The following is a 13,660-nucleotide window of genomic DNA, read 5'->3' on the forward strand; positions in this document are numbered from 1 at the left end:
TCACGGCCACGCCCCCTCCGTCGAACCCCGAACCCGTGCCCCGATTCGGGCGTCACAGGAGCCGGCGCCCCGGGCGGAGGGGAAGAGCGTGACGCGGACCCCGCACGGCGTGAGCAACCCCTCCACCTCCGGGGACCACGGACACGTTCCGGGCCCGGGGACACAGCGAGAACACGGGAATCGGTGCGACCGACGCCGTTCGGGGGCACGCGGGGACAGGCGGCTGGCCGGGAACCCGGACCCGGACCCGGGCCGGGACACGTCCGCGACCGGTTCCGGGCCACGGTGGCCATGGCGTGCCCACCGCCGTTGACGGCACAATGGGGCACGTGAGCAATGAGTGGAACTACCTCTTCGACATGGACGGCGTGCTCGTACGCGAGCAGCACCTCATCCCCGGCGCGGACGCGCTCATAGCGGAGCTGCGTGAGAACGGGATCCCGTTCATCGTGCTGACCAACAACTCCATCTACACCCCGCGCGATCTGCGCGCGCGTCTGCTCAGCTCCGGGCTGGACATCCCGGAGGAGTCCATCTGGACCTCGGCCCTGGCCACCGCCCAGTTCCTCCAGACCCAGCGCCCCAACGGCTCGGCCTACGTCGTCGGCGAGTCCGGCCTGACCACCGCCCTGCACAACGTCGGCTACGTGATGACCGAGCACGACCCCGACTACGTGGTGCTCGGCGAGACCCGCACCTACAGCTTCGAGGCCATCACCCGCGCGATCCGCCTGGTCCGCGCCGGTGCCCGGTTCATCGCCACCAACCCCGACGAGACCGGTCCCAGCGCCGAGGGTCCCCTGCCCGCCACGGGCGCGGTCGCCGCGCTGATCGAGAAGGCCACGGGCCGCCGCCCCTACTTCGTGGGCAAGCCCAACCCCCTGATGATGCGCTCGGCGCTGCGCCGGATCGGCGCCCACTCGGAGAACACGCTGATGGTCGGCGACCGGATGGACACCGACGTGCTCAGCGGCCTGGAAGCGGGCCTCCAGACCGTCCTGGTGCTTTCGGGGATCTCCGGGCGTGACACCGCCGACCAGTTCCCCTACCGCCCCACCCGGGTGATCGAGTCGGTGAAGGAGCTGGTGGGCATCACCCGCGACCCCTTCCAGGAGGGGTAGCGCACCGTGGCGGACGTCCCGGCACGACGTGGGGATTCTCCCACCGGTGATGTCGCTCCCGGCGCCACCGTGAAACGTCGGCGATGACGCCGGGAGCGACCGCCATCACCGTCCGGGGGAGCCCCGTCCGGAGACGTCGTGCACGCGGTGCCGCGGTCCCGACACGACGACGGGGGCGGTGGACCAGGTGTCCACCGCCCCCGTGCGTCGTGGGAGGGTCAGGCGCTCTGCCGCTGCTTGGCGAGCTCCTCCACCTTCGCCGCCTCCTCGCGGCGGCGGGCGCGGAGCAGGGCCAGGCGCTCGGCGAGGACCTCCTCGAGGTCCTCCATGCTCCGACGCTCCAGCAGCATGTCCCAGTGGGTACGCGTCGGCTTGGCGTTCTTGGGCTCCTCGCCGGAACCGTCCCGTCGAAGGGCGCGGTCGCCGCAGAAGCGGCACTCCCATTCGACGGGGATCTCTGCCTCGGTCGCGAAGGTGACCGAGAAGCGGTGGCCCCGGGTGCAGTCGTAGGTGACCTCCTGCCGCGGAGCCAGGTCGGTGTTGCGGTCGTTCTCGTAGCTCGTCGCCCCGAGCCGGGTGCCGCGAAGTGCTCGCTCGGCCATCGTGTGGGTGCCTCCAGGCGCTTGTGCGGTCTCGCGGGGTGTAACGCGTCGGTCCACGTCAAGATTCCCCGCTGACCTGAGGTCGAACCACCTCGGGCGTGTGGGGCCCACCCCGACCACCGAATCATCGTCCGGTGCGCCGAGTGTGGCACATGTGACCTGGAGCACTCCAGGGTGCCTTTTCGGGTGTGTCTCTATATCCACCCAGGGGGAGACGGAAAACATCCGTTAACTCCGTGTTCATTCCCGGGGGCTCGCCCCGGGCGCCGGATCCCCGTGCCGTCGATCGCCGGCCGCCGGAGTCCTCCGCCGCCACCCGTCGTCGACGGCGGCCGTTGGGCCCGCGGCCGGGTGCCGCGTGGGAACCGGGTGCCCGTCTCCGGTCCCGGTGGGGCACGGGCCGGCCTCCGTCCCTTCCGGACCACCCGACGGCGTGTGGGGTTTCCCCGGTCGCGGGGTGCGGCGGCACCGCGACCACCCGCTCCCGGGCCCTCCGTCACACTGTGTCGGCTCCCCGCCCCTCCCCACCCCTTCTCCTGCCCCTTGCCGCGGTCTCCCCGCGCGTGGTCGCCGCAGTTCACGACGGGAAAAGACGGTCATGCCGACAATGGTTCGCACGCATTTCCGAACCGACCGCCCGGTCGGATTATCACTCTCCGGGACCCCCTTCCTACCGTGGATGTCGCGCACCGACTCGACGGGAGATAAAGAGCCCATTGTGGTGACATGGCCGCTTGCTGCGTCTGGTGGTATGTTGGCTCGCCGTACACCGAAAAGCACAGCCTGGGGGAATTGTCACCCCTCTTTTCCGGTGTTCACCAGCGTGCCGGAAAAGAACTCCTCGGTGCGCTCTTCCCTGCCGAGACCAGGAGCGACGAGGCGGCTGGACGTGGAGCCCGATGACTGCTGAGACACCCCGCCCCGGGGGAGCCCCGCCGCGGTGGCTGGCCGCGCCGCGCTGGCTCCTCCTCCCGCTCGCGGCGCTGCCCTTCTGGGCCGTGACGCCGTGGGTCGCGCCCGACGCCCGCGCCCTTCCCGTCCTGGCCGCCGCCGCGGTTCCCCTGCTCCTCCTGGTGATCCTCGCCACGGTCCTCAACCGCCGCGACCGCCGGTCCCTCGACCTGCGCGCCCAGCTCGACGCCCTGCGCGCCGACACCGCCTCCCTCGCCGACGAACACCTGCCCCGCCTGGCCGTGCGCCTGCGCGCGGGCGACTCCGCCGACACGGCCCTGCGGGCCCTGCCCCAACCCGCCGACGAGGGCGGCCGCGCCCTCCTGCGGGCCGCCGCCACCGAGATCGCCGCGGCCGAACGCCGACGTTCCGCCGCCATGGTCGCCTGCGCCACCGCCGCCGGGCGCGTCCAGGCCCTGACCACCACCATGCTCGCCGACCTGCGCCGGATGCAGGAACGCCACGGCGACGGTGACGCGGGCGCCGACGTCCTCGGCGACCTCATGCACCTGGACCACAGCACCGCCCAGGCCGGACGCATCGCCGACAGCATCGCCGTCCTCACCGGCGCCCGCTCCGGCCGCCGCTGGAGCCGCGCCATCGGCATGGAGAGCGTCGTCCGTGGTGCCATGGCCCGCATCGGTGCCTACCAGCGCGTACGCGTGCACAACGCGTCCACGCAGGCGGTCGCCGGATTCGCCGCCGAGGGCGTCATCCACGCCTTGGCCGAGATCCTGGACAACGCCGCCAGGTTCTCCCCGCCCGCCGCCGAGGTCCACGTCCACGTGGAGGAGGTCCAGGCCGGAATCGCGATCATGGTCGAGGACGGCGGACTGGTCATGGGCGAGGAGGCCCTGCGCCGGGCCCGCCGCACCGTGGAGAACGGCCTCGACCTGGCCACCATCTCCGGCACCCGGCTCGGGCTCTCGGTCGTCGGCCAGATCGCCCACCGCTACGGCCTGTCGGTGTCCTTCCGCTCCTCCTCCCGAGGCGGCACGGCGGTCATCCTCCTCCTGCCCCGCAAGCTCATCAAACCCCTCCCCGCCCCCGTGGCACCCCCGGACTCCGCCGCCGCGACGACCGTCACCGCGGAGCCCTCCACCCCCTCCACCCCCGCGTCCGCCGCGACCGCCCCGGCCGGAACGGACACCACCACGAACACCAACGGACTTCCCCAGCGCCGCCGCGGCCGGACCCTCGCGGCGGCCGAGAGCACCAGGCCCGAGCCCCGCACGAGCGGACCCGCCACCTCACCGAAGGGATTCGGCGCCTTCCGCTCCGCGGTGAGCGGCCGAACGGACAAGGACGCATGATGAACCTCGACACGTTGACCTGGCTCCTCGAAGGCCTCCTGGAACGCACACCCGGCACCCGCCACGCCCTCGTGCTCTCCCGGGACGGGCTCAAGCTGTGCCACAGCTCCGGCCTGCGCGCCGACAGCGCCGACCATCTCGCCGCGATCGCCGCCGGTGTGCAGAGCCTGGCCCACAGCGCGTCGGTGGAGTTCGGCGACGGGGCGGGCGGCGTCCGCCAGGCCATGGCCGAGTTCTACGGTGGCCTGCTGTTCATCGTCGAGGCCGGACACGGTGCCCACCTGGCCGTCATCACCTCCGACGAGGCCGAACCCGGCCTGGTCGGCCACAACATGAACGAACTGGTCGAGCAGATGGGCGAGCACCTGACCACCCCGCCCCGCACCGTCGCCGGACCCGCATGACCCGCCCGCACCAGCAGGAGGGGCCCGACCGCCTCTACGTCATCACCTCGGGCCGCAGCGGCGGGGCCGACGACTCCCTGGACGCGGTGACCCTCATCGTGGCCGAGAACGAGCCCGTCCCCGGCATGCAGTCCGAACACGCCGAGATCCTGCGGCTGTGCCGCGGCCCGACGGCGGTGGTGGAGGTCTCCGCCCACCTGCGCCTGCCCGTGGCCATCACACGCATCCTGCTCACCGACCTCCTCGACACCGGCCAGGTGACCGCGCGCCACCCCAGGCCGGTGCCCTCACCGGCCCAGCCCCTCGCCTCCCCGGACGTGTTGGAGAAGGTGCTCCTTGCACTCCACGACCTCTGAGCCCTCCGCATCCCAGCCCCCAGCGGCCCCCGCACCCGGGGACGCCCACGTCCCGCTCCCCGCCACCACCGAACAGGCCGTCAAGATCGCCGTCGTCGGGGGTTTCGGGGTCGGCAAGACCACCCTGGTCCGCTCGGTCAGCGAGATCCGGCCGCTCAACACCGAGGAGACCATGACCCGGGCCGGGGACGGGGTCGACGACCTCGGAGGGGTGGAGGACAAACGCGCCACCACCGTCGCCTTCGACTTCGGCCGCATCACCCTGGACGCCACCTCGGTGCTCTACGTCTTCGGCGCACCCGGCCAGGAGCGCTTCTGGTTCCTGTGGGAACGCCTGTTCTCCGGCGCCCTGGGCGCGGTCGTACTGGTCGACACCCGCCGCCTGGAGGACTCCTGGTACGCCATCGACCGCCTGGAGGCCCAGGGAACCCCCTTCGTCGTCGCCCACAACGACTTCGGCGAGGCCGACCACAGCCTGGAGGAGGTACGCGCGGCGCTGGACCTGGACGCCGCCGTCCCCCTGCTGCGCTGCGACGCGCGCGAGCGCGACTCGGCCAAACAGGTCCTCATCGCCCTGGTGCGGCACGTCCGCGCCCTTGTCACGGAAGGTTCCCGGTGAGCGACAGCGGCGCCTGCCCCGTCCTCCTCCACGGCCCCGACTTCCGCACCGATCCCGGCGGTCTCTACCGGGCCATGCGCGCCGAACACGGTTCCGTGGTGCCCGTGCTCCTGGAGGGCGACGTCCCCGCCTGGCTGGTGATCGGCTACCGCGAACTGCACCACGTGCTCAGCAGCCCCGAGGTGTTCGCGCGCTCCTCACGCCGCTGGAACGCCTGGGACCGCGTCCCCGAGGACTGGCCGCTGATGCCGATGGTGATCCAGATGCCGACGGTCCTGTACTCGGAGGGCGAGGACCACCACAGACGCGCGGGAGCGGTCAGCGACGCCCTGGCCGGAACCGACCCGCACGAGCTGCGCACGGTCACCACGCGCATGGCCGACCGCCTCATCGACGGCTTCTGCGCCTCCACCGGCACGGACCTGCGCCCCGCCTACACCGCGAGGCTGCCCGCCCTGGTGCTGAGCTGGCTCTACGGCCTGGACGACGAGCGGGGCGACCGCACCGCCTCCCTCATGACCACCATGATCGACGGCGGGGCCGACGCGATGGAGGCCCAGCGCGCCCTCATCGCGGCCATGACCGAACTCGTCGCCGAGCGGCGCGCCGCACCCGGCGCCGACGTGGTCTCGCGCCTGCTCGCCCACCCCGCGGACTACACCGACGAGGAGGCCGTCCCCGAGCTGGTCGTCCTGCTGGGCGGCGGCAACCAGCCCACCGGCGAGTGGCTGGGCAACGCGCTGCGCCTGATGCTCACCGACGACCGCTTCGCCGCCTCCATCGCGGGGGCCCGGCGCAGCGCCCGGGAGGCCCTCAACGAGGTCCTGTGGGAGGACACGCCCACCCAGGTCCACGCGGGCCGCTACGCCGCACACGACGTGGAACTGGGCGGTCAGCTCATCCGTCGGGGCGACCTCGTGCTGCTCGGGCTGGCGGGGGCCAACACCGACCCGAGCGTGCGCCCCACGGAGCACGCGCCCGGTGACCGGGGCAACCACGCCCACCTGTCCTTCTCCCACGGCGCGCACTCCTGCCCCTACCCCGCCCAGGAGATCGCCGAGATCATCGCGGTCACCGGCATCGAGGTCCTCATGGACCGGCTGCCCGACCTCGACCTGGCCGTCGACCCCGCCGACCTGCGGTGGCGTCCCTCGCCGTGGGTGCGGGGCGTGGCCTCCCTGCCCGTCTCCTTCACCCCCGTACCACCCCTGGGAGAGATCTGATGCCCTGCCCCGTTCAGCACGGCTCCGACGGAACCGTGGTCCTGGATCCCCACGTCACCGACCTGCGCGCCGAACGCGAGATCCTGCACGCGGCCGGGCCCCTCACCCGGGTGGAGCTGCCCGAGGGCGTGACGGCCTGGGCCGTCACCCACCACGAGACCGCCCGCGAACTGCTCACCGACACGCGCCTGGTCAAGGACGTCGCCCACTGGGACGACTACCAGAGCGGCCGCATCCCCGAGAACTGGCCCCTGCTGAGCACGATCCCGCCGACCCCCACCAACCTCCTGGGCACCGACGGGGCCGAGCACCGGCGGCTGCGCCTGCTCACCGCCCGCGCCTTCTCCGCACGCAGCGTCGAGCGCCTGCGCCCCCGCATCCACGAACTCACCGCCGAGCTGCTCGACGCCATGGAGCCCCGTGCCGGGCAGCCCCTGGACCTGAAGTCGGAGTTCGCCTTCCAGCTGCCGATGAACGTCATCGGGGAGCTGTACGGGGTGGACCGGAGCGAGTTCGCGTACCTGCGCGAGCTGTACGTGAAGTTCTTCTCCTCGATCACCGGCCCCGAGGAGTTCATGGAGGTCTACACGACCCTGGAGCGGTACTACGACGACATGGTCGCCGCCAGGCGCGCCGAACCCCGCGACGACCTGACCAGCGAACTCGTCCAGGCGGGTGAGGACGGCGACGCCCTGACCGACCTGGAGGTGCGCGGCACCCTCCAGGTCACCGTGGCCGCCGGGCACGAGACCACCGTCAACCTCCTGTGCAACGCCGTGCGCGCTCTGCTTGCCCACCCCGACCAGTTCGCCCTGGTCAGGGAGGGCAGGGTCGGCTGGGACACGGTCGTGGAGGAGGTGTTGCGCTACGATCCGCCCACCTCGAACATGGTCTTCCGATTCGCCACCGAGGACGTCGAGGTCGACGGGAAGACCATCCGTAAGGGCGAGGCGCTCATGGTCTCCTACGGGGCGGTCAGCCGCGACCGGGCCGAGCACGGCGAGGCCCCCCACCCCGACACCTTCGACCTGACCCGCACCCGGGGCCGCCACATCTCCTTCGGGTACGGTCCCCACGTGTGTCCCGGCGCCACCCTGGCCCGCATGGAGGGCCGGATCGCCCTGCCGATGCTCTTCGAGCGCTATCCGGACCTGCGGCTGGCCGTGCCCGACGAGGAGCTGCGCAACCACCCCTCGATCATCGTCAACAGCCTCCAGGAACTGCCCGTCCTGCTGCGTCCGTAGGCGGAGACCGCCGTGGTCCTGGCCCGCCCCACCCGACCGGTGCCCGGCCGCGGCGTCTTCCTCCCCGTCACCCGCGACCGTTCCCGCTCCCGACCCCGGCCCGTCCCCGCGTTCACCCCTGAGGACACGACCGACGCCTCCGGGCCCTCCGCGGGCGATCCCGCACCATGGGGCCCGGTGCCCGGCCGTTCCCGCAGGCCGGGACGGCCGGGCACCGACAGCCGACACCGACCCCCCTCCGCCCCGAAGGACCGAGATGGCCGACCCCGTCCGGTTGTACGACACTCGCTTCAACACCGACCCCCAGGGCCTCTACCGGGCCATGCGCGCCGAACACGGTTCCGTGGTGCCCGTGCTCCTGGAGGGTGACGTCCCCGCCTGGCTGGTGATCGGCTACCGCGAACTGCACCACGTGCTCAGCACCCCCGAGGTGTTCGCGCGCGACCCCCACCGCTGGAACGCCTGGGAACAGGTGCCCGAGGACTGGCCGCTACTGCCGGTCCTGGCGCCCCAGCCCAACCTGCTGTCCGCGGAGGGCGAGGAGCACCGGCGCCGCACGGACGCGGTCAACGAGGCCCTGAACGGGGCCGACCCCCACGAGCTGCGCACGGTCACCGCCCGCATCGCCGACCGCCTCATCGACGGCTTCTGCGCCTCCAGCGGCACCGACCTGCGCGAGCGGTACGCGGGGCGGCTGCCCTCCCTGCTCCTGTGCTGGATGTACGGCCTGGACGACGACCGGGGCGAGGCCGTCACCTCCCTGATGGGAACCCTGTTCGACGCGGGCCCCGACGCCGTGGACGCCCACGGGCGCGTCGTCGCCGAGTTCGCCGAACTCGTCGCCTCCCGGCGCGCCGAACCCGGACCGGACGTGGTCTCCCGGATGATCGCCCACCCCGCCGAGTACGGCGACGCGGACCTGATCGCCGAACTGGTCGCCGTCCTGGGCGGCGCCCACCAGACCACCTCCGAGTGGATCGGCAACGCGCTGCGCCTGATGCTCACCGACGACCGCTTCTCCGCCTCCATGGCGGGCGCGCGCAGCAGCGTGCGGGAGGCCCTGGTCGAGGTCCTGTGGGAGGACTCCCCGTCCCAGATGAACGCCGGGCGCTTCGCCGCCCGCGACGTGGAACTGGACGGAAGGGTCATCCGTGAGGGCGACCTGATCCTGCTGGGCTTCGCCGCCGCCAACAAGGACCCCCGGCTGCACACCGGCGACCGCGCCGAGGCGGTCCGGGGCAACCACGCCCACCTGTCCTTCTCCCACGGCGAGCACAGCTGCCCCCACGCCGCGCAGGGCATCGCCGAGATCATGGCGGTCACGGCGGTCGAGGTGCTGCTGGACCGCCTGCCCGACGTGGAACTGGCCATCCCCGCCGAGGAGGTCCGCTGGCGTCCCTCACCCTGGGTCCGGGGCGTGGTCTCGCTGCCGGTCACCTTCACCCCCACACCCCCGCAAGGAGTCCCGGAATGACCTGTCCCGTCCAGCACACCCCCGACGGAGCCCTGCTCGTGCACGCCGTCCCCGACGACGTGCAGGCCGACCGCGAACGCTTCTACCAGGCCGGTCCCCTCACCCGGGTCGAACTGCCCGGCGGTGTCCGGGCCTGGGCGACCACCCACCACGAGATCATCCGCGCCACCCTCAACGACCCCCGGTTCGTCAAGAGCGTCGACCACTGGGCCGACTACCAGAGCGGCGAGGTCCCGGAGGGCTGGCCGCTGATGGGCACCATCCCCACCGACAACACCAACCTGCTGGCCCTGGACGGCGCCGCGCACCGGCGGATGCGCCAGCTCACCTCCAGCCCGTTCTCGGCGCGCCGGGTCGAGCGCCTGCGCCCGCGCATCGAGGCCATCACCGCACGCGCGCTGGACGCCCTGGAGCCGCGCGCGCACGAACCGCTGGACCTGAAGTCGGAGTTCACCTTCCGGGTGCCCATGGGGGTGATCGGGGAGCTGTACGGCGTCGCCGAGTCCGAGTACGACCGGCTCGGCGACATGTACACCAAGATCTTCTCCGGGACGGCCGAGGAGGGCGAGCACCTCCAGGCGTACGGCGCCCTGTTCCAGTTCTTCGCCGAACTGGTCGCCCGCAAGCGCGCCACCCTCGACGAGCACGACGACTTCACCGCCGACCTGATCAGGGCGGGTGAGGACGGCGACTCCCTCAGCGACCACGAGATCACCGTCACCCTGCTGACGGTGGTGGCGGCCGGGCACGAGACCACCGTCAACCTGCTCAACAACGTGGTGCGCGCCCTGCTAGCCCACCCCGACCAGTTCGACCTCCTGCGGCGCGGCGAGGTCACCTGGGACCAGGTCGTCGAGGAGACGCTGCGCTACGACGCGCCCAACAACGTCATGATGTTCCGGTTCGCCACCGAGGACGTCGAGATCGGCGGCCACACCATCCGCAGGGGCGAGGCCCTGATGACGCACTACGGCGCCGCCACGCGGGACCGCGAGGAGTTCGGGGAGGACCCGCACCCCGCCGTCTTCGACCCGACGCGGACCAGGGGGCGCCACATCACCTTCGGATACGGCCCGCACATCTGCCCCGGCGCGCCGCTGTCGCGCCTGGAGGCCCGGATCATCCTGCCGATGCTCTTCGAGCGCTTCCCCGACCTGCGGCTCGCCGTCCCCGACGAGGAGCTCCAGGTGCAGTTCGCGCTCTCGGTCACCAGCCTGAGGGAGTTCCCGGTGCTGCTGCGTCCCTGACCCGCGGACCGGTCCGAAGCGGCGGTCACGGCCGTGCCAAGAAGTCCTTACGTTGCGCAACCCCCCTGTTGACGGCCCGCGGCCGTAGGCTCGCCTGGTCGCGGGTTCTCACGGGGGGAGAAAACCGACATGACGCCGACCAGGCTGGCCGTGGCCACGGCCCTCGCCCTGCTCGTCGCCACCGGCTGCGGGGTTCCTCGGGAGTGGGTGCCGACCGGGGCGGGGGAGAGCGCGGGGGAGGGGCGGACGCCCCGGCCGACCGCACAGCCCGGTCCGCGGCCGGGGGAACCCGGTGCGGACCGCGGCCCCGCCCCGGAGGAGTCCCCGGAGCCGGCTCCGACCACCGAACCCGGTGGCGGGTCCCCCTCGGAAGGCGCCGAGAGCGGGACCAGCGGGGAGGGCGTGCGCGCGGTGGCGGCGTCCGGGGACACCGTGGCGGCCTACGTCGACGCCCTGACCCGGGCCGGGGACCCCGAGCGGATGCGTGAGGGGCTGCGGTACACGGCCGAGGGCTCCGCCGCCCACGCCTACCTCGCCCACCGGGCGGCGGTCGTCCAGGCCTGGGCCGACGGGGGCCGCCCCGCCTGGAACGTCCAGGCCAGGCGCACCGCCGACGGGTACGAGCTGTGCCACGGTGGGGAACCCCGGCACGAGGCGTCCTGCGTCTCCTACGGCGGCTTCACCGCGGAGGACGGGCTGCTCACCGAGCTGCTCGTGGACGGGCGCGACCCCGGGCCGGACCTGCTGGTCGCCGACGGGGTGACGGACGGGTCCGAGGGGGTGCGCGCCGAACTGCTGACCGCCTACCGGTCCGCCACCAGCAAGACCCTGGTGGTGACGGTCGAGTTCACCACCGAGGACGACGTCAGTCTGGACCTGCTCCAGGCCACCTACGAGGGCGAGCGCGAACACCTGGTGGAGGAGGCGGTGGGGCGCTTCGAGCTCGACGGCGGATCGTCCACCCACGCCGCGTTCTTCTTCCCCGGGGCCACCCCGGGCGGCACCCTCACCGTGGGCGGCTGCCTGGCGGAGTGCTCCGCCCTGGTCGACGTCGAACTTCCCGTTCGCTAGGGGAGCGGCCGGAACTGTTGCTGGTGTGGTGCGTGGGTCTGACCTGCGCTGATCTTGTACCTGTAGCGAGGTTGGACGGGGTGGCCGCCGAGCTCAACGGCCGTCCCCGTCAGACTCTGGGCTGGGCCACCCCGGCCGAGGCTCTCAACAAGTTCCTCGTTGCAACAGCCGCTTGACACCAAGCCGTTGAGACTCGCTACAAGTACGAGATCGCGGTGAAGAAGGCGGGGCCGGTGCAGCCTTCCGGTTCGGGGGAGCGGCCGTCCCCTGGAGAGGGAGCCCCTACCGTCGGTGCTCGCCGCGCATGATCCGCGCGGGCAGGTCCGACGTCAGGGTGCCGTACCCGGTCGCCGCCCACACGCTGTGCTCCGGCGGGACCGTGTAGTAGGGCAGCGGACGTGCCCCGGTGGAGTCCAGGACCGACGGCGGGGTGCGGTACTTCCGGACGGTCTTACGGCACTCCCGGCACGCCATGACCCTCACCGAGTCGAACGAGGCCGGGGCACGCCACCGGACCGGGGCCTTGCCGCTGTCGTGACGCGGGTCGAAGAAGCAGTGCAGCGGGCTGACCTCGTCGTTCAGCGCCGCGTCGCACATGTCCAGCAGGACCTGCACGCCCACCAGGTCGGACTTGTCGGCGGCGGAGTCGAGCACCTTGGCCGCGGCGGTGTACGCCTCCAGTGCCTGACGGACCTTCTCTGAGGACTCCCCCGCCCCGGACACCCGCTGTCCGCATCCGGTGAGGCGTTCGGCGAGCTGGGCGCGGTACTCGTCCCGCTGGGCCCGGCTGACGGTGGTGGTGACCGCCTCGGTCAGCGGCGCCACGCGGATCGGTCGGTGTTGCCGCCGACGCAGCCACCACCAGGCGGCCGCCCCGAGCAGGACGGCGGCGAGTGCGGAGGCGAGGACGGACGCCGCCGCGGGCGTGACGGGCGCGATGCGATAGGCCAGTGCGGCGTCGCCGTCCTCCACCAGGTCGACCACGCGGTTCAGCCGTTCGGTGATCGGCGCGTCGGCCAGACCGTTGTCGCCGTTGACCACCTCCGCCGCCAGTTGCGCGGTGTTCATCCCGTCGACCACGGTGTCGTCCATTCCGAACTGGGCGCCGTGGACCGTCCGCCCGTCACCACCGACGGCGAAGTAGTAGCCCGTGCCGCCCAGGGAGTGCGCCAGGTCCTCGACGTAGTGGTCCAGGTCGCGCTCCTGCCTGACCAGGACGACGTACACGGGAGTTTCCATGTCCTTCAGCCGTGAGTGCAGGGCCCTTCCCTCCTCGCCGTCCAGAGCGTCCTGGTGCCAGGGGCTGACGTAGATGTGGTCCGTGTCGACGCGGAGTGCCAGGATGGAGGCCCTCTCGTTGTGGCGCCGGTCCTCGGCAACCGCCGGGGAGACCGGGGTGAGAGTGAACAGAGTGGTCAGGGCGGCCAGGAGGGACAGGCCGGCCAGCATGAGCGTTCGCATCGCTCACACCTCCAGTTCTCTGCGGACGCGCGCGAAGGCGTGGTCGGGCGCGGTGGTCGCCTTGGCCCAGACGTCCTTGGCGTAGCGGTAGTGGGTGGGGCCTTCCTCAGCCGGGATCGGCAGGGAAGGCCTGAGGAGGCCGATACGGGGATCGAACCGCGTCCTGTCGGCGCAGCGGGCGCAGATCCGCCAGGACGTCAGGCGTTGACGGTGGGCGTACTCGCGGTAGCGGTCGTTCGCGGCGCCGTGCAGCGGGTTGATTTGACAGGGCTCGCTCAGAGGGAGGTCCGGGTGCTCGATCAACTGCACACCGTTGCGCGTCACGACCACGGCGCAGACCAGGGCCTGGGGCGGCAGGTGCGGCGACTGCGCGATGAGCCCGGCGGCGTCGTAGGCCTGCACGGCCCGATCACGCTCGGGATGGCCAGCGGGTGCCCCCTCGATGAGCCGGTGCAGGCGGCGCAGTTCGAGGCCCAGGACCGGACGCAGCCACCAGCGCCACGCCCGGTTGGGAGCCCACCTCGCCCTGTACGGGGCGTTGACGGCGGCCCGCAGCCGTGTGATCCGCGATCGG

13 protein-coding genes are annotated in these 13,660 nt (G+C 72.4%); 10 read left to right on the forward strand and 3 right to left on the reverse strand.

Annotated features, from left to right (window positions below; translation table 11 throughout):
* Nucleotides 1-320 precede the first annotated feature (320 nt).
* Nucleotides 321-1,121, forward strand: coding sequence for an HAD-IIA family hydrolase (locus D455_RS0115185; protein ID WP_017571566.1), 801 nt, complete (start codon nt 321-323; stop codon nt 1,119-1,121).
* 218 nt (nt 1,122-1,339) lie between these two features.
* On the opposite strand, the gene D455_RS0115190 is transcribed toward D455_RS0115185, so the two are convergent.
* On the reverse strand, nt 1,340-1,723 hold the full coding sequence (locus D455_RS0115190; RefSeq protein ID WP_017571567.1) for an RNA polymerase-binding protein RbpA: 384 nt from the start codon (nt 1,721-1,723) through the stop codon (nt 1,340-1,342).
* 899 nt (nt 1,724-2,622) lie between these two features.
* Between D455_RS0115190 and D455_RS0115195 the strand changes: the two genes are divergently transcribed.
* The 9 genes from D455_RS0115195 to D455_RS33475 all read left to right on the forward strand — a co-directional run bounded on the left by D455_RS0115195 (nt 2,623) and on the right by D455_RS33475 (nt 11,625).
* A complete protein-coding gene (locus tag D455_RS0115195; RefSeq protein WP_017571568.1) occupies nt 2,623-3,987 on the forward strand; it encodes an ATP-binding protein in 1,365 nt (454 codons plus the stop codon).
* Nucleotides 3,987-4,391, forward strand: coding sequence for a roadblock/LC7 domain-containing protein (locus D455_RS0115200; RefSeq protein WP_017571569.1), 405 nt, complete (start codon nt 3,987-3,989; stop codon nt 4,389-4,391). The genes D455_RS0115195 and D455_RS0115200 overlap by 1 nt, the downstream gene beginning before the upstream one ends.
* Nucleotides 4,388-4,747 (forward strand): DUF742 domain-containing protein, encoded by a 360-nt coding sequence (locus D455_RS0115205; RefSeq protein WP_017571570.1) that lies wholly within the window; start codon nt 4,388-4,390, stop codon nt 4,745-4,747. The genes D455_RS0115200 and D455_RS0115205 overlap by 4 nt, the downstream gene beginning before the upstream one ends.
* Complete coding sequence (locus D455_RS0115210) at nt 4,728-5,366, forward strand: GTP-binding protein (RefSeq protein WP_017571571.1); 639 nt, start codon at nt 4,728-4,730, stop codon at nt 5,364-5,366. Before D455_RS0115205 ends, D455_RS0115210 begins: the two co-directional genes overlap by 20 nt.
* On the forward strand, nt 5,363-6,589 hold the full coding sequence (locus D455_RS0115215) for a cytochrome P450 (protein ID WP_017571572.1): 1,227 nt from the start codon (nt 5,363-5,365) through the stop codon (nt 6,587-6,589). The genes D455_RS0115210 and D455_RS0115215 overlap by 4 nt, the downstream gene beginning before the upstream one ends.
* Nucleotides 6,589-7,833 (forward strand): cytochrome P450 family protein, encoded by a 1,245-nt coding sequence (locus D455_RS0115220; RefSeq protein ID WP_017571573.1) that lies wholly within the window; start codon nt 6,589-6,591, stop codon nt 7,831-7,833. The genes D455_RS0115215 and D455_RS0115220 overlap by 1 nt, the downstream gene beginning before the upstream one ends.
* Nucleotides 7,834-8,089: 256 nt before the next feature.
* Nucleotides 8,090-9,307 carry a cytochrome P450 gene (locus D455_RS0115225; protein ID WP_017571574.1) on the forward strand — a complete coding sequence of 406 codons (1,218 nt, stop codon included), beginning with the start codon at nt 8,090-8,092 and terminating at the stop codon, nt 9,305-9,307.
* Nucleotides 9,304-10,554, forward strand: a complete 1,251-nt coding sequence (locus D455_RS0115230) for a cytochrome P450 family protein (RefSeq protein ID WP_017571575.1) — start codon at nt 9,304-9,306, stop codon at nt 10,552-10,554. The genes D455_RS0115225 and D455_RS0115230 overlap by 4 nt, the downstream gene beginning before the upstream one ends.
* A 129-nt stretch (nt 10,555-10,683) precedes the next feature.
* Nucleotides 10,684-11,625: a hypothetical protein gene (locus D455_RS33475; protein WP_026122653.1), complete on the forward strand. Its 942-nt coding sequence runs from the start codon at nt 10,684-10,686 to the stop codon at nt 11,623-11,625.
* Nucleotides 11,626-11,907: 282 nt separating this feature from the next.
* Here D455_RS33475 and D455_RS0115240 read toward each other — a convergent pair whose 3' ends face one another.
* Together D455_RS0115240 and D455_RS34205 are read right to left on the reverse strand one after the other, a co-directional pair.
* A complete protein-coding gene (locus tag D455_RS0115240; protein WP_017571576.1) occupies nt 11,908-13,086 on the reverse strand; it encodes a hypothetical protein in 1,179 nt (392 codons plus the stop codon).
* Between the two features lie 3 nt (nt 13,087-13,089).
* The coding region (locus tag D455_RS34205) for a hypothetical protein (protein WP_040684897.1) at nt 13,090-13,660 on the reverse strand (571 nt) is incomplete at its 5' end.

Source organism: Nocardiopsis halotolerans DSM 44410 (assembly GCF_000341065.1).
Lineage (GTDB): Bacteria > Actinomycetota > Actinomycetes > Streptosporangiales > Streptosporangiaceae > Nocardiopsis > Nocardiopsis halotolerans.

Coding starts and splice junctions, on each gene's coding strand:
- D455_RS0115190 (WP_017571567.1), bottom strand. CDS start 1,723: ATGGCCGAGCGAGCACTTCGCGGCACCCGGCTCGGGGCGACGAGCTAC.
- D455_RS0115205 (WP_017571570.1), top strand. CDS start 4,388: ATGACCCGCCCGCACCAGCAGGAGGGGCCCGACCGCCTCTACGTCATC.
- D455_RS0115240 (WP_017571576.1), bottom strand. CDS start 13,086: ATGCGAACGCTCATGCTGGCCGGCCTGTCCCTCCTGGCCGCCCTGACC.
- D455_RS0115230 (WP_017571575.1), top strand. CDS start 9,304: ATGACCTGTCCCGTCCAGCACACCCCCGACGGAGCCCTGCTCGTGCAC.
- D455_RS0115225 (WP_017571574.1), top strand. CDS start 8,090: ATGGCCGACCCCGTCCGGTTGTACGACACTCGCTTCAACACCGACCCC.
- D455_RS0115185 (WP_017571566.1), top strand. CDS start 321: ATGGGGCACGTGAGCAATGAGTGGAACTACCTCTTCGACATGGACGGC.
- D455_RS0115200 (WP_017571569.1), top strand. CDS start 3,987: ATGAACCTCGACACGTTGACCTGGCTCCTCGAAGGCCTCCTGGAACGC.
- D455_RS0115195 (WP_017571568.1), top strand. CDS start 2,623: ATGACTGCTGAGACACCCCGCCCCGGGGGAGCCCCGCCGCGGTGGCTG.
- D455_RS33475 (WP_026122653.1), top strand. CDS start 10,684: ATGACGCCGACCAGGCTGGCCGTGGCCACGGCCCTCGCCCTGCTCGTC.
- D455_RS0115220 (WP_017571573.1), top strand. CDS start 6,589: ATGCCCTGCCCCGTTCAGCACGGCTCCGACGGAACCGTGGTCCTGGAT.